Source organism: Citrobacter sp. Awk 4, assembly GCF_028069725.1.
Taxonomy (GTDB): Bacteria; Pseudomonadota; Gammaproteobacteria; order Enterobacterales; family Enterobacteriaceae; genus Citrobacter_D.
The window spans coordinates 1-21,307 of the sequence record NZ_JANEWG010000055.1 but is presented as its reverse complement, the minus strand read 5'-3'; the positions used below and the strand labels follow the sequence as shown (position 1 = coordinate 21,307).

Annotated in this window: 21 protein-coding genes; 12 read left to right on the top strand and 9 right to left on the bottom strand. The window is 53.0% G+C overall.

What is annotated here, in order from left to right; genetic code table 11:
* Nucleotides 1-87: 87 nt before the first annotated feature.
* The 3 genes from mtlA to mtlR all read left to right on the top strand — a co-directional run bounded on the left by mtlA (nt 88) and on the right by mtlR (nt 3,879).
* A complete protein-coding gene (mtlA, locus tag NNO04_RS18620) occupies nt 88-2,004 on the top strand; it encodes a PTS mannitol transporter subunit IICBA (RefSeq protein WP_271445939.1) in 1,917 nt (638 codons plus the stop codon).
* 136 nt (nt 2,005-2,140) lie between these two features.
* Nucleotides 2,141-3,292 carry a mannitol-1-phosphate 5-dehydrogenase gene (gene mtlD / locus NNO04_RS18615; RefSeq protein WP_271445938.1) on the top strand — a complete coding sequence of 384 codons (1,152 nt, stop codon included), beginning with the start codon at nt 2,141-2,143 and terminating at the stop codon, nt 3,290-3,292.
* Nucleotides 3,292-3,879 carry a mannitol operon repressor MtlR gene (gene mtlR / locus NNO04_RS18610; protein WP_271445946.1) on the top strand — a complete coding sequence of 196 codons (588 nt, stop codon included), beginning with the start codon at nt 3,292-3,294 and terminating at the stop codon, nt 3,877-3,879. The genes mtlD and mtlR overlap by 1 nt, the downstream gene beginning before the upstream one ends.
* Nucleotides 3,880-3,891: 12 nt before the next feature.
* Here mtlR and NNO04_RS18605 read toward each other — a convergent pair whose 3' ends face one another.
* Nucleotides 3,892-4,101 (bottom strand): hypothetical protein, encoded by a 210-nt coding sequence (locus tag NNO04_RS18605; protein ID WP_271445937.1) that lies wholly within the window; start codon nt 4,099-4,101, stop codon nt 3,892-3,894.
* 288 nt (nt 4,102-4,389) lie between these two features.
* Between NNO04_RS18605 and NNO04_RS18600 the strand changes: the two genes are divergently transcribed.
* From NNO04_RS18600 to trmL, 6 genes are all read left to right on the top strand, one after another.
* Nucleotides 4,390-4,752: a YibL family ribosome-associated protein gene (locus NNO04_RS18600; RefSeq protein ID WP_162382410.1), complete on the top strand. Its 363-nt coding sequence runs from the start codon at nt 4,390-4,392 to the stop codon at nt 4,750-4,752.
* Nucleotides 4,753-5,004: 252 nt separating this feature from the next.
* Nucleotides 5,005-6,660, top strand: coding sequence for an L-lactate permease (lldP, locus tag NNO04_RS18595; protein ID WP_271445936.1), 1,656 nt, complete (start codon nt 5,005-5,007; stop codon nt 6,658-6,660).
* The gene (gene lldR / locus NNO04_RS18590) at nt 6,657-7,433 is read left to right on the top strand and encodes a transcriptional regulator LldR (RefSeq protein WP_271445935.1); all 777 of its coding nucleotides are present in this window, start codon (nt 6,657-6,659) and stop codon (nt 7,431-7,433) included. The genes lldP and lldR overlap by 4 nt, the downstream gene beginning before the upstream one ends.
* Complete coding sequence (gene lldD / locus NNO04_RS18585; protein ID WP_203359594.1) at nt 7,430-8,620, top strand: FMN-dependent L-lactate dehydrogenase LldD; 1,191 nt, start codon at nt 7,430-7,432, stop codon at nt 8,618-8,620. The genes lldR and lldD overlap by 4 nt, the downstream gene beginning before the upstream one ends.
* Before the next feature lie 197 nt (nt 8,621-8,817).
* Nucleotides 8,818-10,158, top strand: a complete 1,341-nt coding sequence (locus NNO04_RS18580) for an MFS transporter (RefSeq protein ID WP_271445934.1) — start codon at nt 8,818-8,820, stop codon at nt 10,156-10,158.
* Nucleotides 10,159-10,203: 45 nt separating this feature from the next.
* Entirely contained in the window at nt 10,204-10,677 is a 474-nt protein-coding gene (gene trmL / locus NNO04_RS18575) for a tRNA (uridine(34)/cytosine(34)/5-carboxymethylaminomethyluridine(34)-2'-O)-methyltransferase TrmL (RefSeq protein ID WP_271445933.1), read from the top strand.
* Between the two features lie 182 nt (nt 10,678-10,859).
* Here the strand turns inward: trmL and cysE are convergent, their stop codons facing one another.
* The 5 genes from cysE to NNO04_RS18550 form a co-directional block, all read right to left on the bottom strand.
* Nucleotides 10,860-11,681: a serine O-acetyltransferase gene (gene cysE, locus NNO04_RS18570; protein ID WP_271445932.1), complete on the bottom strand. Its 822-nt coding sequence runs from the start codon at nt 11,679-11,681 to the stop codon at nt 10,860-10,862.
* A gap of 79 nt (nt 11,682-11,760) precedes the next feature.
* Nucleotides 11,761-12,780 carry an NAD(P)H-dependent glycerol-3-phosphate dehydrogenase gene (gene gpsA / locus NNO04_RS18565; RefSeq protein ID WP_162382403.1) on the bottom strand — a complete coding sequence of 340 codons (1,020 nt, stop codon included), beginning with the start codon at nt 12,778-12,780 and terminating at the stop codon, nt 11,761-11,763.
* Nucleotides 12,780-13,247 carry a protein-export chaperone SecB gene (secB, locus tag NNO04_RS18560; protein WP_003024155.1) on the bottom strand — a complete coding sequence of 156 codons (468 nt, stop codon included), beginning with the start codon at nt 13,245-13,247 and terminating at the stop codon, nt 12,780-12,782. Before secB ends, gpsA begins: the two co-directional genes overlap by 1 nt.
* A 62-nt stretch (nt 13,248-13,309) precedes the next feature.
* Nucleotides 13,310-13,561 (bottom strand): glutaredoxin 3, encoded by a 252-nt coding sequence (grxC, locus tag NNO04_RS18555; RefSeq protein WP_162382402.1) that lies wholly within the window; start codon nt 13,559-13,561, stop codon nt 13,310-13,312.
* A gap of 27 nt (nt 13,562-13,588) precedes the next feature.
* Entirely contained in the window at nt 13,589-14,020 is a 432-nt protein-coding gene (locus NNO04_RS18550) for a rhodanese-like domain-containing protein (protein WP_271445931.1), read from the bottom strand.
* A 248-nt stretch (nt 14,021-14,268) separates the two neighbouring features.
* On the opposite strand from NNO04_RS18550, the gene gpmM reads away from it, so the two are divergent.
* The 3 genes from gpmM to NNO04_RS18535 are packed head-to-tail and all read left to right on the top strand — an operon-like array spanning nt 14,269 to nt 18,081.
* Nucleotides 14,269-15,813, top strand: a complete 1,545-nt coding sequence (gene gpmM, locus NNO04_RS18545; RefSeq protein ID WP_271445930.1) for a 2,3-bisphosphoglycerate-independent phosphoglycerate mutase — start codon at nt 14,269-14,271, stop codon at nt 15,811-15,813.
* Between the two features lie 33 nt (nt 15,814-15,846).
* Nucleotides 15,847-17,106, top strand: a complete 1,260-nt coding sequence (gene envC, locus NNO04_RS18540; RefSeq protein ID WP_271445945.1) for a murein hydrolase activator EnvC — start codon at nt 15,847-15,849, stop codon at nt 17,104-17,106.
* 3 nt (nt 17,107-17,109) lie between these two features.
* A complete protein-coding gene (locus NNO04_RS18535; protein ID WP_271445929.1) occupies nt 17,110-18,081 on the top strand; it encodes a divergent polysaccharide deacetylase family protein in 972 nt (323 codons plus the stop codon).
* Nucleotides 18,082-18,196: 115 nt separating this feature from the next.
* Here NNO04_RS18535 and tdh read toward each other — a convergent pair whose 3' ends face one another.
* From tdh to yibB, 3 genes are all read right to left on the bottom strand, one after another.
* Entirely contained in the window at nt 18,197-19,222 is a 1,026-nt protein-coding gene (gene tdh, locus NNO04_RS18530) for an L-threonine 3-dehydrogenase (protein WP_271445928.1), read from the bottom strand.
* Between the two features lie 9 nt (nt 19,223-19,231).
* Nucleotides 19,232-20,428, bottom strand: a complete 1,197-nt coding sequence (gene kbl / locus NNO04_RS18525; RefSeq protein ID WP_271445927.1) for a glycine C-acetyltransferase — start codon at nt 20,426-20,428, stop codon at nt 19,232-19,234.
* 283 nt (nt 20,429-20,711) lie between these two features.
* A partial coding sequence (yibB, locus tag NNO04_RS18520; protein WP_271445926.1) for a protein YibB occupies nt 20,712-21,307 on the bottom strand: 596 nt, incomplete at its 5' end.

Below are 21,307 nucleotides of genomic sequence, written 5' to 3'. Positions count from 1 at the left end.
ACAGAGTCCGGCTACCTCTGCCGCCACATTAACAATAATCCTCGGGCTTCCAGCCTGCGCGACAGCAACATAAGAAGGGGTGTTTTTATGTCATCCGATATTAAGATCAAGGTGCAAAGCTTTGGTCGATTCCTCAGCAACATGGTGATGCCAAATATCGGCGCGTTTATCGCGTGGGGTATTATCACCGCATTATTCATTCCAACAGGGTGGTTGCCGAACGAAACGCTGGCGAAGCTTGTTGGACCGATGATCACCTACCTGCTGCCGTTGCTGATAGGCTTTACCGGCGGTCGTCTGGTCGGTGGCGATCGCGGTGGTGTAGTAGGTGCAATCACCACGATGGGTGTTATCGTTGGTGCGGATATGCCAATGTTCCTCGGCGCAATGATCGCAGGTCCGTTGGGTGGCTGGGCAATCAAACATTTCGATAGCTGGGTCGACGGTAAGATCAAATCCGGTTTTGAGATGCTGGTGAATAACTTCTCCGCTGGCATCATCGGTATGATCCTCGCCATTCTGGCATTCCTCGGCATTGGTCCGCTGGTTGAAGCTCTGTCCAAAATTCTGGCTGCTGGCGTTAACTTCATGGTCGTCCATGACATGCTGCCGCTGGCCTCTATTTTCGTTGAACCGGCGAAAATTCTGTTCCTCAACAACGCCATCAACCACGGTATCTTCTCACCTCTGGGCATTCAACAGTCCCATGAGATGGGCAAATCCATCTTCTTCCTGATTGAAGCGAACCCGGGTCCGGGGATGGGCGTTCTGCTGGCATACATGTTCTTCGGTCGCGGCAGCGCTAAGCAGTCTGCTGGCGGTGCGGCAATCATCCACTTCCTGGGCGGTATCCACGAAATCTACTTCCCGTATGTGCTGATGAACCCACGTCTGATCCTCGCCGTTATCCTTGGCGGTATGACTGGCGTATTCACACTGACCATTCTCAACGGCGGTCTGGTTTCTCCAGCCTCTCCAGGTTCCATCCTGGCAGTACTGGCGATGACGCCAAAAGGTGCCTACTTTGCTAACATCGCAGCAATCTGCGCAGCAATGGCAGTCTCCTTCGTTGTCTCTTCTATTTTGCTGAAAACCAGCAAAGTAAAAGAAGAAGAGGACGATATCGACGCGGCAACTCGTCGTATGCACGACATGAAAGCCGAGTCTAAAGGTGCATCTGCGCTGACCGCAGGTGATGTCACCAACGACCTGAGCCACGTGCGTAAAATTATCGTCGCCTGCGATGCCGGTATGGGCTCAAGCGCCATGGGTGCAGGTGTACTGCGTAAAAAAGTGCAGGATGCAGGGCTGACCCACATCTCTGTCACCAACAGTGCAATCAACAGCCTGCCGCCAGATGTGGATTTGGTCATCACCCACCGCGATCTGACCGAGCGTGCGATGCGCCAGGTGCCTCAGGCGCAGCATATTTCGCTGACCAACTTCCTGGATAGCGGCCTGTATTCCAGCCTGACCGAGCGTCTGGTTGCGGCACAGCGCCACAACGTCAACGAAGAGAAAGTTCGCGATCATCTGAAAGACAGCTTTGAAGAAGGCGACAACAACCTGTTCAAACTGGGTGCGGAAAACATCTTCCTGGGTCGCAAAGCAGCGACAAAAGAAGAAGCAATTCGCTTTGCCGGCGAGCAACTGGTGAAAGGCGGCTATGTTGAGCCGGAATACGTTGATGCAATGCTGGAACGTGAAAAGCTGACCCCGACCTATCTGGGCGAGTCTATTGCCGTTCCACACGGCACCGTTGAAGCCAAAGACCGCGTACTGAAAACGGGTGTGGTGTTCTGCCAGTACCCGGAAGGTGTTCGCTTTGGCGAAGAAGAAGACGATATTGCCCGTCTGGTGATTGGTATTGCCGCGCGCAACAACGAGCACATCCAGGTGATTACCAGCCTGACCAACGCACTGGATGATGAATCCGTGATCGAGCGTCTGGCGCAAACCACCAGCGTGGATGAAGTGCTGGAACTGCTGGCAGGTTGTAGGTAAATCTCGTAGCCCGATACGCTTATCGGGCCTACGTCCCACTCTCTCCCATAACGGGAGAGGGTTTGGGTGAGGGGGGAAGTTTCACTGTCCCTCACCCCAGCCCTCTCGGGTAAAAACATTAATGAAGGTTAATACTATGAAAGCATTACATTTTGGCGCAGGTAATATCGGTCGTGGCTTTATCGGCAAACTTCTGGCCGACGCGGGGATACAACTGACTTTCGCGGATGTAAATCAGGTGGTGCTCGACGCCCTGAATGCCCGTCATAGCTATCAGGTTCATGTTGTGGGTGAAAATGAGCAGGTCGAAACCGTTTCCAATGTGAATGCCGTAAGCAGCATTGGTGATGAGGTTATTGATCTGATCGCGCACGTCGATATTGTGACCACTGCGGTTGGGCCGGTGGTGTTGGAGCGTATTGCACCGGCGGTCGCAAAAGGTCTGGTGAAACGCAAAGCGCAGGGCATCGAAACCCCGCTGAATATCATTGCCTGCGAAAACATGGTGCGTGGCACCACCCAACTGAAAGGCCATGTGATGAATGCGCTACCAGAGGAAGATAAAGCCTGGGTTGAGCAGCATGTGGGCTTTGTGGATTCCGCCGTAGACCGTATTGTTCCGCCTTCTGCATCGGCCACTAACGATCCGCTGGAAGTGACCGTAGAAACCTTCAGCGAATGGATTGTCGACAAAACCCAGTTCAAAGGTGAACTGCCGAACATCCCAGGTATGGAATTAACTGATAACCTGATGGCATTTGTCGAACGTAAACTCTTCACGCTGAACACCGGGCATGCTATAACCGCGTACCTCGGAAAATTGGCAGGTCATCAGACCATCCGTGACGCGATTCTCGATGAGAAAATCCGTGCGGTGGTAAAAGGCGCGATGGAAGAGAGCGGCGCGGTGCTGATCAAACGCTACGGCTTTGATGCGGATAAACACGCAGCATACATCAAGAAAATCCTTGGTCGCTTTGAAAACCCGTATCTGAAAGATGACGTTGAGCGCGTGGGACGTCAGCCACTGCGTAAACTGAGTGCGGGCGATCGTCTGATCAAACCGCTGCTCGGAACGCTGGAATATGCGCTGCCTCACGCCAATCTGGTCAAAGGGATTGCCGGCGCGATGCACTATCGCAGCGATGAAGACCCACAGGCTCAGGAACTGGCTGCACTGATTGAAGAGAAAGGCCCGCAGGCGGCGCTGGCACAGGTTTCCGGACTGGATGCGAATAGCGATGTCGTTGCCGAGGCGGTTAACGCGTATAACGCAAAGTCATTATGATGCCGTACCAGGCGCAGGACATCCTGCGCCTGAATAATAGATTGTCAGATATGCAGCCAATAATGGAACAAACCCAGGCCTTTGAAAATCGTGTGCTTGAACGTCTGAATGCTGGCAAAACCGTACGAAGTTTCCTGATCACCGCCGTGGATCTCCTCACCGAGGCGGTGAATATTCTGGTACTTCAGGTATTCCGCAAAGACGATTACGCGGTGAAATATGCTGTAGAACCGTTGCTCGACGGCGACGGACCGCTGGGCGATCTTTCTGTGCGTCTGAAACTCATCTATGGCTTAGGTGTTCTCAGCCGTCCGGAATATGAAGATGCCGAGCTATTGATGGCGCTGCGTGAGGAGTTGAATCACGACGGTAATGAGTACGCGTTTACGGACGACGAAATCCTCGGCCCATTTGGCGAGCTACACTGCGTGATGGCGCTTCCACCGTCGCCGCATTTCGACACATCTGACCCGAGTTTGTACGCCATGCAAATTCAGCGCTACCAACAAGCTGTGCGCTCAACTATGGTGCTCTCTCTGACCGAGCTGATTTCCAAAATCAGCTTAAAAAAAGCATTTCAGAAATAGCCCGGTGCAGACCTACTGATTTTCTTCCTGCTTTGGCCTGTATATCTTCCGATAATATTCCAGCCGTTGCAGATACATCTGCACATTCTCATGCGGTACTTCAGCAGGGACAACATTACGCGGCGGCGTTTTATTCAGATATTCCCGGAAAGCCTGACTTGAAGCCATAAAATCTACAGTCTTATCAATAAGAGCTGATGCATTCTCACCGATTTTTCCCATGATAACCCTCCATGAATTCTCCGCGTTTCATAGACGCGGCTGCCTATTGCAGTTTAGGATCAGATGAATAATGGCATTGAGGAAAACGTGCTTAATCGTAAACCGATTAAATAATCTTCACATCTTCCACTTTTTATCTAAAAATCTTATTTAATCAGTCCACTATGAAAAATAATTAGCACCATAATACTTATCATACTTCATTATTTTTATCCCATTAGTTGTGAATAATACCGCTCTGCGCGCATACTATAGGATATTCATCCTATTTCTATCAGAAGCTATCCCATGAAAGAAGTCGAAAAAAACGAAATTAAACGCCTCAGCGATCGTCTGGATGCCATCCGCCATCAGCAGGCCGATCTCTCCCTGGTCGAAGGTGCCGAGAAGTACGCCGAACTGGAAAAAGAAAAAGCAACCCTGGAAGCTGAAATTGCGCGTCTGCGCGACGTTCACAGCCAAAAGCTGAGTAAAGAAGCACAAAAATTGATGAACCTGCCGTTTCGTCGTGCGATTACTAAAAAAGAACAAGCTGACATGGGCAAACTGAAGAAAAGCGTCCGTGGTCTGGTGGTCGTACACCCGATGACAGCGTTAGGCCGCGAAATGAATCTGCAAGAGATGACCGGTTTCGCAAAGACCGAATTCTGATCTTCTGCCGGGTAGCAGCCATGCTTACCCGGCCCTCCAATTGGCCCTACCAATTCCCGCATAATCCGCTTAGTGGTTCACACTTCCCCAAAATTTCATTACACTGCCGTTGCCAATAAATAACATTTAGTTAACCATTCATTGTCATTATCCCTACACAACAATATTGGCAGGACCACTTTTACACAGAATGTGACCAAGAGATGAGCACAGACTCATTGCATTGTGTGCGTGGCCCTCAGGAGACCTGCAATGAATCTCTGGCAACAAAACTACGACCCGGCCGGGAATATCTGGCTTTCCAGTCTGGTAGCATCGCTCCCCATTCTGTTCTTTTTCTTTGCTCTAATTAAGCTCAAGCTGAAAGGCTATGTTGCCGCCTCGTGGACGGTGGTGATTGCGCTCACCGTGGCGCTGCTGTTCTACAAAATGCCGGTCGATCATGCACTGGCCTCCGTGGTATACGGCTTCTTCTATGGCCTATGGCCGATTGCCTGGATCATTATTGCCGCTGTATTCGTCTATAAAATCTCGGTGAAAACAGGCCAGTTCGACATCATCCGATCATCGATACTGTCAATCACGCCTGACCAGCGCCTGCAAATGCTCATCGTTGGCTTCTCCTTCGGCGCGTTCCTGGAAGGGGCCGCCGGTTTTGGCGCTCCGGTAGCGATTACCGCCGCACTGCTTGTCGGTCTGGGCTTTAATCCGCTGTACGCTGCGGGACTGTGCCTGATAGTAAACACCGCACCTGTGGCGTTTGGCGCAATGGGCATCCCTATCCTGGTTGCCGGTCAGGTCACCGGGCTGGACAGCTTTGAAATTGGCCAGATGGTAGGGCGTCAGCTGCCGTTCCTGACGATTATCGTGCTGTTCTGGATCATGGCGATTATGGACGGCTGGCGCGGCGTGAAGGAAACCTGGCCTGCGGTAATGGTGGCGGGCGGTTCGTTTGCTATCGCCCAGTATCTGAGCTCTAACTTCATTGGACCGGAGCTGCCTGACATCATCTCATCACTGGTTTCTCTGGTGTGTCTGACCCTGTTCCTGAAACGCTGGCAGCCGGTACGCATCTTCCGCTTTGGTGATATGGGCGCGTCACAGGTCGATCAGACCCTGGCCCGTACAAACTACACTGCGGGTCAGGTTGTTCGCGCCTGGTCACCGTTCCTGTTCCTGACGGCGACCGTGACGCTGTGGAGTATTCCACCGTTTAAAGCGCTGTTTGCGCCGGGTGGCGCAATGTACCACTGGGTGGTTAACGTTCCGGTTCCGTATCTCGACAAGCTGGTCGCCCGTATGCCGCCGGTAGTACACGAGGCTACCGCCTACGCTGCGGTCTACAAATTCGACTGGTTCTCAGCCACCGGTACCGCCATCCTGTTTGCCGCGTTACTGTCAATCGTCTGGCTGAAAATGAAGCCGTCTGCCGCTATTCAGACTTTCGGCAGTACCCTGAAAGATCTGGCGTTGCCGATTTACTCCATCGGGATGGTGCTGGCGTTCGCCTTTATCTCTAACTATTCCGGTCTTTCCTCAACGCTGGCATTGGCACTGGCACACACGGGCAGCGCATTTACCTTCTTCTCACCGTTCCTTGGCTGGCTGGGCGTATTCCTGACCGGGTCAGATACCTCTTCGAACGCGTTATTTGCCGCTCTGCAGGCGACTGCCGCTCAGCAAATCGGCGTCTCTGACGTACTGATGGTCGCCGCCAATACCACCGGTGGCGTGACCGGCAAGATGATCTCGCCGCAGTCCATCGCCATCGCCTGTGCGGCGGTCGGGCTGGTCGGCAAAGAGTCGGACCTGTTCCGTTTTACCGTTAAACACAGCCTGATTTTCACCTGTATGGTGGGCGTGATCACCACGCTTCAGGCCTATGTTCTGACCTGGATGATTCCATGATTGTGATGCCCAGACGCCTGTCAGACGAGGTCGCTTCTCGTGTGCGGGCGCTGATTGAAGAACAACAGCTGGAAGCGGGCATGAAATTGCCCGCTGAGCGCCAGTTGGCCCTACAGCTTGGCGTGTCGCGCAATTCTTTGCGCGAGGCGCTGGCAAAACTGGTGAGCGAGGGCGTGCTGCTGAGCCGTCGCGGCGGCGGGACGTTTGTCCGCTGGCAGCATGAATCCTGGTCTGAACAAAATATCGTTCAACCACTGAAAACCCTGATGGCAGACGACCCGGATTACAGTTTTGATATCCTGGAAGCCCGCCATGCTATCGAGGCCAGTACCGCCTGGCACGCCGCGATGCGCGCCACTGAGATCGATAAAGAAAAAATTAAGACCTGCTTTGACGCCACACTGAGTGAAGACCCGGATATCGCCTCACAGGCGGATGTTCGCTTTCATCTCGCCATTGCCGAAGCGTCGCACAATGTGGTGCTACTGCAGACCATGCGAGGATTCTTCGACGTACTGCACTCTTCGGTCAAACAGAGCCGCCAGCGTATGTATCTGGTTCCGCCCGTCTTTGCCCGTCTGACAGAGCAGCATCAGGCCATTCTCGACGCCATTGTGGCAGGCGACGCGGAAGGCGCACGCCAGGCGATGATGGCCCACTTAGGTTTTGTCCACACCACGATTAAACGATTTGATGAAGACCAGGCCCGCCAGGCGCGAATCACCCGCCTGCCCGGAGACCATAATGATATTTCCAGGGAGAACAAAGCATGATTATCTCAGCAGCCAGCGATTATCGCGCCGCAGCCCAGCGCATTCTGCCCCCTTTCTTGTTCCACTATATTGACGGCGGCGCCTACGCGGAACACACCCTGCGCCGCAACGTAGAGGACTTGTCTGAGGTGGCACTTCGCCAGCGTGTACTGAAAAACATGTCTGACTTAAGCCTGGAAACCACGCTGTTTAATGAAAAGTTGTCGATGCCGGTTGCCTTAGCCCCGGTTGGGTTGTGTGGTATGTACGCCCGTCGTGGCGAAGTGCAGGCCGCCGCTGCCGCTGATGCCCACGGCATTCCGTTCACCCTCTCCACTGTTTCTGTCTGCCCGATTGAAGAAGTGGCGCCGACCATCAAACGCCCAATGTGGTTTCAGCTTTACGTATTGCGCGACCGCGGCTTTATGCGCAACGCGCTGGAACGCGCGAAGGCAGCAGGCTGCTCAACCCTCGTCTTTACCGTCGATATGCCAACGCCGGGGGCGCGCTACCGTGACGCTCATTCAGGCATGAGCGGCCCGAATGCCGCACTGCGCCGCTACTGGCAGGCAGTCACCCACCCGCAATGGGCGTGGGATGTTGGTCTGAATGGTCGCCCACACGATTTAGGCAACATTTCCACCTATCTGGGAAAACCGACCGGACTGGAAGATTACATCGGCTGGCTGGCGAACAACTTCGATCCCTCTATCTCCTGGAAAGACCTCGAGTGGATCCGTGAATTCTGGGACGGCCCGATGGTGATCAAAGGGATCCTCGATCCGGAAGATGCCCGCGACGCGGTGCGCTTTGGTGCCGATGGTATCGTAGTGTCTAACCACGGCGGTCGTCAGCTTGATGGCGTGCTCTCCTCCGCACGCGCTCTGCCCGCTATTGCCGATGCGGTCAAAGGCGATATCGCCATTCTGGCCGACAGCGGTATCCGTAACGGGCTGGACGTCGTACGCATGGTTGCTCTGGGTGCTGATACCGTGCTGCTGGGGCGCGCGTATCTTTACGCGCTAGCCACGGCAGGACAAGCGGGCGTTGCCAACTTACTGAATCTGATTGAAAAAGAGATGAAAGTGGCCATGACGCTGACCGGTGCAAAAACGATTAGCGAAATCAGCCGTGATTCTCTGGTACAGGAGCTCGGAAAAAGTCTGCCTGCCGCACTAACGTCACTGACCCGTGGTGACGCTGCGTAACTCCGCCCCCTCTTAACATCCTCTGTTTCCGAATGGCCGGTCTGAATTTCAGTCTGGCCATTTTTAATTCAAAAATAACGATTAGTTAACATTTACACAAAATTAATTTGACAATTTTTTGTGCGATCGCAAATGTATATACAAGCAAATACAAGAGCAATTCACACACATCCAACATCACAACGGGCGAGGGTTACATGGTGTATTCCGGTAAAGTGAATATCCAGCAGGCGATAGATGACGCTCCTTTTTCGCGCTTTCACTGGGTGATTATCGTATTGGGATTTCTGGTTCTGGCCATTGACGGATTCGATACGGCGGCAATGGGCTATATTGCTCCCACGCTTTCTGCCGACTGGGGGATTCAGAAGCAAGATCTCGGGCCTGTATTAAGCGCTGCACTGCTGGGGCTGTCACTCGGTGCACTGGTTGCCGGGCCAATGTCAGATCGCATGGGGCGTAAGCGCGTGCTGGTCTTTTCCTGTCTGTTTTTCGGCCTTGCCAGTCTGGGCACCGCATATGCGCAATCGCTGAATATGCTGACGCTCTGGCGGTTCCTCACCGGGCTCGGATTGGGTGCCGCGATGCCTAACGCCATTACATTAGTGTCGGAATTTGCGCCAAAGCGTTGCCGTTCGATGACGATAAACGCTATGTACTGCGGTTTTCCTCTTGGCGCGGCGGGCGGCGGGGCAATCTCTTCCTGGCTTATCCCTCATTACGGCTGGCATAGCGTGCTGCTGGCGGGTGCAATCGCCCCGCTGGTGTTAACCGTATTGCTGGTGCTCTTCCTGCCGGAGTCGGTCAAATATCTGGTGCATCGTGGTAAAGATATCGCCCAAATCAGACGTGTCGCCCGGCGTTTCATCACGGGCAATCTTGAGCAAGTCACCCTGTTTTATCTGGATGAAGAACGCACTGCGGACAAAAAAGGCAGCGTGGCGCAACTGTTCAGCATGCCCTGGTTACCCGGCACGCTGATGCTCTGGACAACCTACTTTATGGGGCTGGTGATCTATTACGTGTTACTGAGCTGGATGCCAACGCTGATGCTGGGAATGGGCTACCCGCTGGCGGAATCGGCGTGGCTCACCTCGCTATTCACCTTCGGTGGCACGGCAGGGATCCTGCTGGCAGGCTGGATGATGGACCGCTGGGAAGCGCACAAAGTGGTCACCACCGGTTTTATTCTGACCATGCTGTTCGCCCTTGCGCTCGGGTTTGAAAACAACCACATCTTCCTGTTTGGCACGCTGATCTTCCTGATGGGGATCACCATGAACGGCGCGCAATCCGGCTTGCAAACGCTGGCAGCAACGTTCTATCCGACCCATTGTCGGGCAACGGGTATCGCATGGATGCAGGGTGTCGGACGCTTTGGCGGCGTGGCCGGAACCCTGACCAGCGCGCAGTTGCTCTCTCTGCAATGGCAGGCCGACAGTATTTTGATGTTTCTCAGTCTGCCAGCGCTCGTGGCTGCAGCCGCCACACTTTATAAGTTGCAACGCTACAAGCTACAACGCCTGACCGTCGCATAGTACGGGTGATTTCTGCTATTCTGCCCCCCGCACTAAGGGGGCAGCATGTTAAACATCGTTCTATTCGAACCAGAAATCCCGCCAAATACGGGCAACATTATTCGTCTTTGCGCCAACACCGGCTTTCGTCTGCACATCATTGAACCGATGGGGTTCACCTGGGACGACAAGCGCCTGCGCCGCGCAGGGCTGGATTATCATGAGTTCACCGCGGTAAAGCGCCACCACGATTACGACGCTTTTGTGGCGGTAGAAAATCCCCAGCGCCTGTTTGCACTGACCACTAAAGGGACACCGGCACACAGCGCAGTCAGCTATCAGGATGGCGACTATCTGATGTTTGGCCCGGAAACACGAGGTCTGCCAGCCAGCATTCTTGATGCCCTACCCGCTGAACAAAAAATTCGCATTCCAATGATGCCGGACAGCCGCAGTATGAATCTGTCAAACGCGGTATCGGTGGTCGTGTATGAAGCGTGGAGACAGCTGGGATATCCTGGCGCGGTATTGCGGAGCTGATTTTTGTCGGGTGGCGGTGGATGCCTTATCCGACATACGAACGCATTTGGCATTGATTTTTCGGGTGTTATCAGCGCAGTCAGATTGGAACGGACTGCGCGCAGCCACCGCAGCGTACACGCAGTACGTGAGGATGGCGAGCACAGCCCGGGTTCAAGATGACAAGTAAGATAGTTCGAAAGTTAGATGCCGTCGCCGAACTCAAACGTATGATGTATCCCGTTGAAATGCTGATCCATATCCATGGACGGCTTCTCGCTATCAGGTTTACCGACAATACGTGCCGGAACGCCAGCGGCGGTGGTGTGCGGCGGAACAGGCTGCAAAACGACAGAACCTGCGCCAATCTTGGCACCGCGCCCGACTTCAATATTACCGAGGATTTTCGCCCCCGCGCCAATCATCACGCCTTCGCGAATTTTCGGATGGCGGTCGCCGCCTGATTTACCGGTCCCGCCCAGCGTGACGGATTGCAGGATAGAGACATCGTTTTCAATGACCGCCGTTTCACCCACCACAATCCCGGTAGCGTGATCGAGCATAATCCCACGGCCAATTTTGGCCGCCGGGTGAATATCGACCTGGAAAGTCACTGAAACCTGATTTTGCAGGAAAATCGCCAGCGCCCGGCGACCTTCATTCCACAGCCAGTGGCCAATACGGTACGCCTGCAGAGCATGAAAACCCTTCAGGTACAAAAGTGGGGTTGAGTATTTATCAACAGCCGGGTCGCGAGTGCGCACCGCCTGAATATCGCAGGCTGCCGAGGCGATCATTTCCGGGTCCGCCGCGTAGGCTTCTTCCACCACTTCACGTATGGCTATTGCAGGCATGATGGGCGAAGCCAGTTTATTCGCCAGCATATAACTGAGCGCACTGCCCAGATTCTCATGCTTGAGTAGCGTGGCGTGGTAAAAACTGGCCAACATCGGTTCACAGTCCGCAAGTTGACGGGCTTCGGCTTTAATATTATTCCAGACGATATCCAGTTCTTCACACGGCATTGCAGACTCCAGGTATTGAGGCTAACGACCGGCCCGTTCTTCGCGGGCCGGGTCATTTTATGATGACAGATCCTTGCGGCTAGTGGCGGCTTCGCTCATCCTTGCGTGCACGACCTAATAACGTCAATGCTGCCTCGCGCGCGTTTTTTCCGCAATACAATACTTGATAAATTTCCTCGGTTATTGGCATTTCGACACCAAAACGGTGCGCCAATTCACGAACTTCTTTTGTATTGCGATAGCCTTCAACCACCTGGCCAATCTTGTCCTGCGCACCCTGAACATCCATGCCCTGTCCGAGCATCATGCCAAAGCGGCGGTTACGCGACTGGTTGTCAGTACAGGTCAGTACCAGATCGCCTAACCCAGCCATCCCCATAAAGGTGGTCGGATCGGCACCCAATGCGGCACCTAAACGTGACATTTCGGTCAGCCCACGGGTGATCAGTGCAGTACGCGCATTGGCGCCAAAACCGATACCGTCGGACATTCCCGCGCCAATCGCAATGACGTTTTTCACCGCGCCGCCAAGCTGTACGCCAATGAAATCCGGGTTGTTGTAGACACGGAAGCTTTTACCGCAGTGCAGCAATTGCTGCAGATCGTCAGCAAAAGTGTCATCCGTTGACGCCAGAGAAATTGCCGTCGGTAAACCTGCAGCCAGCTCTTTGGCAAACGTTGGGCCAGAGATCACCGCGAGCGGAATTTCCGGTCCTAACGCTTCGCGCGCGACATCCTGCAACAGGCGTCCCGTCTCCGCTTCCAGACCTTTTGTCGCCCATACAAGGCGCGCATCCGGGCGCATCAACGGTTTGATCTGACGCAGTACTTCACCAAAGACATGGCTCGGCACCACGACCAGAATATTACGGCTGGCCGCCAGCGCAGTGGCTAAGTCACTTTCCAGGAGAAGCGAGTCAGGAAAAGGCACATCAGGGAGGAACGCGACATTACAGCGATCGTGTTCAAGGGTCGCGATATGTTTAGGATCATGGCCCCACAGGACGACCTGGTGGCCATTTCTTGCCAGTGTGATGGCAAGAGCGGTGCCGTACGAGCCGGCACCGATCACAGTCATTGAAGCATTACTTTGGTTCATCAGGCATCCTGATGTTCTTCAGTACCTTCGCCAGCCTGCTGCTGTAAATAGTTCATGAACAGCGCATCAAAGTTGACCGGCGCAAGGTTCAGTTGCGGGAATGTACCGCGGGAAACCAGGCTGGTGATGCATTCGCGGGCATACGGGAACAGAATGTTCGGGCAGTATGCGCCCAGGCAATGCGCCATCTGAGTCCCTTCAATACCGCTGATGGAGAAAATACCGCCCTGTTGAACTTCACACAGGAACGCGGTTTCTTCACCCAGGGAAGCCGTTACGGTGACACGCAGTACCACTTCATACACGTCATCAGCCAGTTGAGTCGATGCCGTATCAAGATCAAGTTTAACCTCTGGCTGCCAATCTTTCTGGAAAACATGCGGCGCATTTGGCGCTTCGAAAGAGACATCCTTGGTATAAATACGTTGGATCTGGAAAGCCATTTCAGTGTTATTTTGTTCTGACATGTTGAGAAAACCCTTTAATGTTGTCCTTTAATACCGTCTTGATGCAATGTTAACGACGTACGTTAGCTTAACAGGGGATCCAGTCCACCACGCGCATCTAACGCATACAAGTCGTCACACCCACCGATATGCTGCGCATCAATAAAAATCTGCGGAACCGTCGTACGACCACTACGTTTGATCATCTCTTCACGCTTAACGGCATCGCCATCAATTGGAAGTTCCTGGAAACTCACACCCTTATCGCTCAGCAGCGCTTTTGCACGATGGCAAAACGGGCAGGTCGCTTTGGTGTAGATTTCAATATTGGCCATGACTTCGCTCCTGTGTTTATCTACAGCTTACTTACCGCGTACCAGAGGCAGGTTTTCACCACTCCAGCCTGCAACACCTTCTTTCAGCACAAACACTTTCTCAAAACCGGCTTTAATCAGCGCCGTTGCAGAGTCCTGGCACTGCATGCCAGAGCCATCCACCACGATAACCGGTTGGCCTTTGTGCTTCTCAAGCTCGCCGACATTGTTGGCTTTGATTTCGCTCGGCAGCAGGTTAGTTGAACCCGCGATATGGCCTTTGCGGAAGTCGTCGCGCTGACGTAAATCCACAACAATGGCATCTTCTTTATTGATAAGGCGTGTCGCTTCGCCGCGTGTAATCACCTTCACTTTCGAGGTCAGGCCTTTGAACGTGGTGAACAATACCGCCACCAGTAACGCAATCCAGGCGATACTTAGAATGGGATGGCGGCCAACAAATTGCATAATTTCTTGCATGGGGGGTAACAACTCCCGACTCAGTGATTAAAAAAACCAGGAAAGAAGTATACCTGCGCGTTGTCGCAAATACAGCCAGAGCGTGCAATGGATTGCATTTTTGCGGGGTGCTACGGAAAAAAAACCGTAAATCCGCGCCATCCCCAGACCGCTCTCAGCCATTATTTGATCTTCTGGGGCTATTTTATCGATTCAGCTGTAGTAAAATTACGCAATTATTTTTGTCTATTGAGTGTGAGGTTGTCGCAATGTCGGTTTCTAAAAAACCTATGGTACTGGTGATCCTGGATGGCTATGGCTATCGCGAAGACAGCCAGGATAACGCCATTTTTAATGCCAAAACCCCAGTAATGGATGCTCTGTGGGCAAAACGTCCGCATACCCTGATTGATGCTTCCGGTCTGGAAGTGGGTCTGCCTGACCGCCAGATGGGTAACTCCGAAGTGGGTCACGTCAACCTGGGTGCAGGCCGCATCGTGTATCAGGATCTGACTCGCCTGGACGTTGAAATCAAAGAACGCACTTTCTTCGCCAATCCAACGCTGACCGCAGCCGTTGATCAGGCGAAAAACGCCGGTAAAGCCGTACACATCATGGGCCTGCTGTCTGCGGGCGGCGTACACAGCCACGAAGATCACATCATGGCGATGGTGGAACTGGCCGCCGAACGTGGCGCAGAAAAAATCTACCTGCACGCCTTCCTGGATGGTCGTGACACCCCGCCACGCAGCGCTGAATCCTCGCTGAAAAAATTCGAAGACAAATTTGCCGCGCTGGGCAAAGGGCGCGTCGCCTCCATCATCGGTCGTTACTATGCAATGGACCGCGACAACCGTTGGGATCGCGTAGAAAAAGCGTATGACCTGATGACGCTGGCGCAGGGCGAATTCCAGACTGACACCGCTGTAGCTGGCCTGCAGGCCGCCTATGCGCGTGACGAAAACGACGAATTCGTGAAAGCCACGGTGATCCGTGCAGAAGGCCAGCCCGACACGGCAATGGAAGATGGCGACACGCTGATTTTCATGAACTTCCGTGCTGACCGTGCCCGCGAAATTACCCGTGCATTTGTTAACGCTGACTTCGACGGCTTCGCCCGTAAGAAAGTGGTCAATCTTAACTTCGTGATGCTGACCGAATATGCGGCCGACATCAAAACCGCAGTGGCTTACCCACCTGCATCGCTGGCGAATACTCTCGGCGAGTGGATGGCGAAGAACGATAAAACCCAGCTGCGTATCTCCGAGACGGAAAAATACGCGCATGTCACTTTCTTCTTCAATGGCGGTGTAGAAGAGCCGTTCAACGGTGAAGATCGCATTCTGATCAACTCTCCGAAAGTGGCGACCTACGATCTGCAACCGGAAATGAGCTCCGCAGAGCTGACCGAAAAACTGGTTGCCGCCATTGAGAGCGGTAAATACGACACGATTATCTGTAACTATCCGAACGGCGATATGGTGGGTCACACCGGTGTGATGGACGCGGCGGTTAAAGCGGTTGAAGCGCTGGATCACTGCGTTGAGCAAGTGACCAAAGCCGTTGAATCCGTTGGCGGACAGTTGCTGATCACCGCTGACCACGGCAACGCTGAACAAATGCGCGATCCGGCGACCGGCCAGGCGCATACAGCGCATACCAACCTGCCTGTTCCGCTGATTTATGTCGGTGCTAAAAACGTGAAAGCGGTAGAAGGCGGTAAACTTTCCGATATCGCTCCGACCATGCTGACGCTGATGGGTATGGAAATCCCGCAAGAGATGACTGGTAAGCCGCTGTTCATCGTGGAATAATCCCTCCCCATGAGGGGAAAGGCGTTTAATTCCATTACATGGGCCGTGAAACCGCAAAGGTTTTCAGTCAGGCCTCTGATCTACGCCAGCGTAATAAGCGCTGGCGTATTGTTGTGCGCCTTTTCCGCACACGCAGATGAGCGGGATCAGCTCAAATCCATTCAGGCGGATATCGCCGCAAAAGAACGCGCGGTGCGCCAGCAACAGCAGCAGCGTTCAAGCCTGCTTGCGCAGTTAAAAGCCCAGGAAGAAGCCATTTCTGCCGCTGCCCGTAAACTGCGTGAAACCCAGAACACCCTCGCCCAGTTAAACAAACAGATCGCGGAAATGAATGCGTCTATTGCCAAACTGGAGCAACAAAAAGCCACTCAGGAACGCAGTCTCGCCGCGCAGCTTGATGCCGCATTTCGCCAGGGTGAGCATACCGGAATTCAGTTGATTCTCAGCGGCGAAGAGAGCCAGCGTGGACAGCGTCTGCAAGCCTACTTTGGATATCTGAATCAGGCGCGTCAGGAAACCATCGCTGAACTGAAACAAACCCGTGAAGAAGTGGCCTCGCAAAAGGCCGAGCTGGAAGAGAAACAAAGCCAGCAACAGACGCTGCTGTACGAACAGCGTGCCCAGCAAGCCAAACTGGAACAGGCGCGCAGTGAGCGCCAAAAAACACTCTCCGGGCTGGAATCATCGATTCAGCAAGGCCAACAGCAGTTAAGCGAAATGCGCGCTAACGAATCCCGTCTGCGTAACAGCCTTGCACGGGCAGAAGCCGCAGCGAAAGCGCGGGCTGAACGTGAAGCCAACGAAGCGCAAGCAGTGCGTAATCGCCAACAGGAAGCGACTCGCAAAGGCACCACCTATAAACCAACCGAAAGCGAAAAATCGCTGATATCGCGTACCGGCGGTCTGGGTGCGCCTCGTGGTCAGGCATTCTGGCCAGTACGCGGTCCAACGCTGCATCGCTATGGCGAACAACTGCAGGGTGAGCTACGGTGGAAGGGGATGGTTCTCGGTGCGTCCGAAGGCACCGAAGTGAAAGCCATTGCGGATGGCCGGGTTATTCTGGCGGACTGGCTACAAGGTTACGGCCTGGTTGTTGTTGTCGAACACGGCAAAGGCGACATGAGCCTTTACGGTTACAACCAGAGTGCGTTGGTCAGTGTCGGTACACAAGTGCGCGCAGGCCAACCTATTGCACTGGTTGGCAGCAGCGGTGGTCAGGGTCGACCGGCGCTCTATTTCGAAATTCGTCGCCAGGGTCAGGCCGTCAATCCACAACCGTGGTTGGGAAGATAAGTTTTGCCTCAGTTTCGCCATATTATGCTCTCACTGGTCAGCCTGCTGGCGTTCGTAACCCCTGTTTTTGCTGGCAAACTTGCCATCGTCATCGATGATTTCGGCTATCGCCCGCATAATGAAAACCAGGTGCTGGCGATGCCTTCCAACATCTCTGTCGCCGTGCTGCCCAATGCGCCGCATGCACGTGAAATGGCAACCAAAGCGCATAATAGCGGCCATGAAGTCCTGATCCATTTGCCGATGGCGCCATTAAGTAAGCAGCCGCTGGAGAAAGACACCCTACGCCCGGAGATGAGCAGCGACGAAATTGAACGAATTATTCGCGATGCCGTCAGTAAAGTGCCGTATGCCGTTGGGCTTAACAACCATATGGGCAGTGCGATGACCTCCAGCCTGTTTGGTATGCAAAAAGTAATGCAGGCTCTGGAGCGTTACGATCTCTACTTCCTCGACAGTATGACTATCGGCAACAGCCAGGCAATGCGGGCCGCCTCCGGAACAGGCGTGAAAGTGATTAAACGTAAAGTGTTCCTTGATGACTCGCAAAACGAAGCGGATATCCGTCATCAGTTTAATCGTGCCATTGAGTTAGCTCGCCGTAATGGGTCCGCCATTGCTATCGGACACCCCCACCCATCAACGGTGCGCGTGTTGCAACAGATGGTCTATAACCTACCGGCCGACATCACGCTGGTGCGTCCAGGTGCATTGCTCAACGAACCTCAGGTGGATACTTCCACACCGAACCTGACGCCGCCAGGCAACAGCGAGCCTAATGCACCGCGCAATCCATTCCGTGGCGTGAAGCTGTGTAAACCGAAGCAACCGTTAGCGCCGGTCTATGCCGACCAGTTCTTTAACGTCTTGAGTGAAAGTATTCGCCAGAGCACCGTCGTCACTTACTTCCAGCATCAGTGGCAAGGTTGGGGGAAAACATCCTCTTCCAACGGGATTAACGCTAACGCAAATTAAGCGGAAGATGAGCAGCAAAATAAAATCCTGCTGAGTGGCAAACGGTTATAACAACGCTTTCGCAGCGTTCAGGATTTCTTCAGAAAAAAGGGCTGGATAACCAGCCCTTTTACTATTAATCCCAGCTCAGGATCACTTTCCCTGACTGGCCCGAACGCATTGCGTCAAAGCCTTTCTGGAACTCATCAATTGAGAAGTGATGGGTGATGATCGGGGTCAGATCCAGACCAGACTGGATCAACGCGGCCATCTTGTACCAGGTTTCAAACATTTCGCGACCATAAATGCCTTTGATAAACAGGCCCTTAAAGATCACCTTTGTCCAGTCGATAGACATGTCTGAAGGAGGGATCCCCAGCATGGCAATACGACCACCGTGGTTCATGGTATCCAGCATGGCACGGAACGCTGGCGGCGCACCGGACATTTCCAGACCCACGTCAAACCCTTCGGTCATTCCAAGTCTGGCCATCACGTCAGGCAGGCTCTCTTTCGAGACGTTTACCGCATGTGTGATGCCCATCTTACGTGCCAGCTCCAGACGGTATTCATTGACGTCCGTGATGACGACGTGACGCGCCCCCACATGTTTTGCCACTGCCGCCGCCATAATACCGATCGGACCCGCGCCTGATACCAGCACATCTTCGCCCACCAGATCGAACGACAGCGCCGTGTGTACCGCATTACCGAACGGGTCAAAGATAGAGGCTAAATCGTCGGAGATATTGTCCGGGATTTTAAAGGCGTTAAACGCAGGAATAACCAGATACTCAGCAAAACAGCCAGGGCGGTTTACACCCACACCGGTCGTATTACGGCACAGGTGAGTACGTCCGCCACGGCAGTTACGACAATGGCCACAGGTGATGTGACCTTCACCGGAAACGCGGTCACCCACTTTAAATCCTTTGACTTCCTGGCCAATACCGACCACTTCGCCAACGTATTCGTGCCCAACCACCATAGGTACCGGGATCGTTTTTTGCGACCATTCATCCCAATTATAGATGTGAACGTCGGTCCCGCAGATGGCTGTTTTACGGATTTTAATCAGCAGATCGTTATGTCCGAGTTCCGGTTCAGGAACGTCGGTCATCCAGATGCCCTCTTCCGCTTTCAGTTTGGATAACGCTTTCATCTCACATCCTCAGGCGATAACGCCCAGTTGTTTACCAATACGCGTGAACGCCGCAACGGCACGCGTAATTTGCTCAGGCGTATGCGCCGCAGACATCTGGGTACGAATACGCGCCTGACCTTTTGGCACCACCGGATAGAAGAACCCGGTGACATAGATACCCTCTTTTTGCAGTTCGCGAGCAAATTCTTGCGCAACCACCGCATCTCCCAGCATGACCGGGATAATGGCATGGTCAGCGCCCGCAAGCGTAAAGCCTGCCGCAGACATCTGCTCACGGAACTGACGCGCATTCGCCCACAGACGGTCACGCAGTTCGCCGCCAGCTTCCACCATCTCCAGCACTTTAATGGAGGCGGCAACAATCGCCGGAGCTAATGAGTTGGAGAATAAGTACGGGCGAGAACGCTGACGCAACCACTCCACCACCTCTTTACGGGCTGCCGTATAGCCGCCGGATGCGCCACCCAGTGCTTTACCTAACGTACCGGTAATGATGTCTACACGGCCCATAACATCGCAGTATTCATGAGAACCACGACCGTTCTCACCCACAAAACCGACAGCATGAGAGTCATCGACCATCACCAGCGCATCGTATTTATCCGCCAGGTCACACACTCCTTTCAGGTTGGCGATCACGCCGTCCATCGAAAACACGCCGTCGGTCGCGATCAGTATATGGCGGGCACCCGCTTCACGCGCTTCTTTCAGACGCGTTTCCAGCTCCTGCATATCATTGTTGGCGTAGCGAAAACGCTTCGCTTTGCACAGACGTACACCATCAATAATAGAAGCGTGGTTCAGCGCATCGGAAATAATCGCATCTTCTGCGCCTAACAACGTTTCGAACAGGCCGCCATTGGCATCAAAGCAGGAGGAATACAGAATGGCATCTTCCATACCCAAAAAAGTCGCCAGTTTTTGCTCAAGCTGTTTATGGCTGTCCTGGGTACCGCAGATAAAGCGCACCGAGGCCATACCGAAACCGTGAGAATCCATGCCAGCTTTCGCCGCTGCAATCAATTCCGGATGATTTGCCAGCCCCAGATAATTGTTGGCGCAAAAGTTGATGACGTGGCTTCCATCCGCCACGGTGATGTCCGCCTGCTGCGCAGACGTGATAATGCGCTCTTCTTTAAACACCCCTTCCACACGAGCGGTTTCCAGATCGTTGTTCAACTGCTTATAAAAATCCCCACGCATTGCGATTCTCCAGACAGGGCAAATTTCAGCACATATTACCCAAACCTATACATTGATACGAGATGACGCGTTATCACTTCTTTAAAATGCAGCATAAATCACGCGTATCCACATGGCTTATCGTGATTTTCAGAATGAGTGACTTGCGCCAAAAAGCAATTAATGGCATGAATTTATTAGAATTTACAGAGTGTAAGGCGTGAGAACCCTATGTTGATAAGGCAAGATCCCTCCTCAGGAGGCACCTTGCCAAAAATGCGGATGCTACGTTTGTATCGGGCAACTATTTTCTGGAAAGAAGGAGCCTTAATGACTGGAACTTCGCGCCAAGCGCAGTGCGTTTGAAACAGCGGAAGAGATCAAACCATTTGCCTCTGCCCAGATAGTTAAGAACAAACAAATCAGGTCGTTTGTAATAACACATGACAAAGATGCCCTGATCATCATCCACAATGTTATTCTCTAGTGTTATTTTCTGGCACTCTGAAACTAATGGATAAAATTCTTTCCATTTTTCCTGAGAACCCACAATCGCGCCACCAATGATATAAACATGATTACCGATCATAAAATCGAAAGATTGCTGCAATGACGAAACACTTAACCCTTTCTTGATCGTGAAAAGATGTATTTTATTTTGATTAAAAGGGAAGTCCCATACTTTCAAACCACGAGTGACATTTGGTTTACGGCAATAACCAAAATCAATCCATGCAACCAACGGGGTTTTGACCAGACCAGAATTAATCGCTTTATTCACAAAATATGCTTTTAAATTACAAACCAGCACGTAATCCGGGGACCAATATTCTGGATTTTTTAACTGTCGGGTTTCTAATTTACGTGTAAATGTTTCATCCTGCTGAATTTTCTCTATTC

Coding starts and splice junctions, on each gene's coding strand:
- lldR (WP_271445935.1), top strand. CDS start 6,657: ATGATTGTGATGCCCAGACGCCTGTCAGACGAGGTCGCTTCTCGTGTG.
- NNO04_RS18605 (WP_271445937.1), bottom strand. CDS start 4,101: ATGGGAAAAATCGGTGAGAATGCATCAGCTCTTATTGATAAGACTGTA.
- gpsA (WP_162382403.1), bottom strand. CDS start 12,780: ATGAACCAAAGTAATGCTTCAATGACTGTGATCGGTGCCGGCTCGTAC.
- gpmM (WP_271445930.1), top strand. CDS start 14,269: ATGTCGGTTTCTAAAAAACCTATGGTACTGGTGATCCTGGATGGCTAT.
- secB (WP_003024155.1), bottom strand. CDS start 13,247: ATGTCAGAACAAAATAACACTGAAATGGCTTTCCAGATCCAACGTATT.
- tdh (WP_271445928.1), bottom strand. CDS start 19,222: ATGAAAGCGTTATCCAAACTGAAAGCGGAAGAGGGCATCTGGATGACC.
- lldP (WP_271445936.1), top strand. CDS start 5,005: ATGAATCTCTGGCAACAAAACTACGACCCGGCCGGGAATATCTGGCTT.
- NNO04_RS18580 (WP_271445934.1), top strand. CDS start 8,818: ATGGTGTATTCCGGTAAAGTGAATATCCAGCAGGCGATAGATGACGCT.
- trmL (WP_271445933.1), top strand. CDS start 10,204: ATGTTAAACATCGTTCTATTCGAACCAGAAATCCCGCCAAATACGGGC.
- mtlA (WP_271445939.1), top strand. CDS start 88: ATGTCATCCGATATTAAGATCAAGGTGCAAAGCTTTGGTCGATTCCTC.
- mtlD (WP_271445938.1), top strand. CDS start 2,141: ATGAAAGCATTACATTTTGGCGCAGGTAATATCGGTCGTGGCTTTATC.
- NNO04_RS18600 (WP_162382410.1), top strand. CDS start 4,390: ATGAAAGAAGTCGAAAAAAACGAAATTAAACGCCTCAGCGATCGTCTG.
- lldD (WP_203359594.1), top strand. CDS start 7,430: ATGATTATCTCAGCAGCCAGCGATTATCGCGCCGCAGCCCAGCGCATT.
- grxC (WP_162382402.1), bottom strand. CDS start 13,561: ATGGCCAATATTGAAATCTACACCAAAGCGACCTGCCCGTTTTGCCAT.
- cysE (WP_271445932.1), bottom strand. CDS start 11,681: ATGCCGTGTGAAGAACTGGATATCGTCTGGAATAATATTAAAGCCGAA.
- kbl (WP_271445927.1), bottom strand. CDS start 20,428: ATGCGTGGGGATTTTTATAAGCAGTTGAACAACGATCTGGAAACCGCT.
- mtlR (WP_271445946.1), top strand. CDS start 3,292: ATGCCGTACCAGGCGCAGGACATCCTGCGCCTGAATAATAGATTGTCA.
- NNO04_RS18550 (WP_271445931.1), bottom strand. CDS start 14,020: ATGCAAGAAATTATGCAATTTGTTGGCCGCCATCCCATTCTAAGTATC.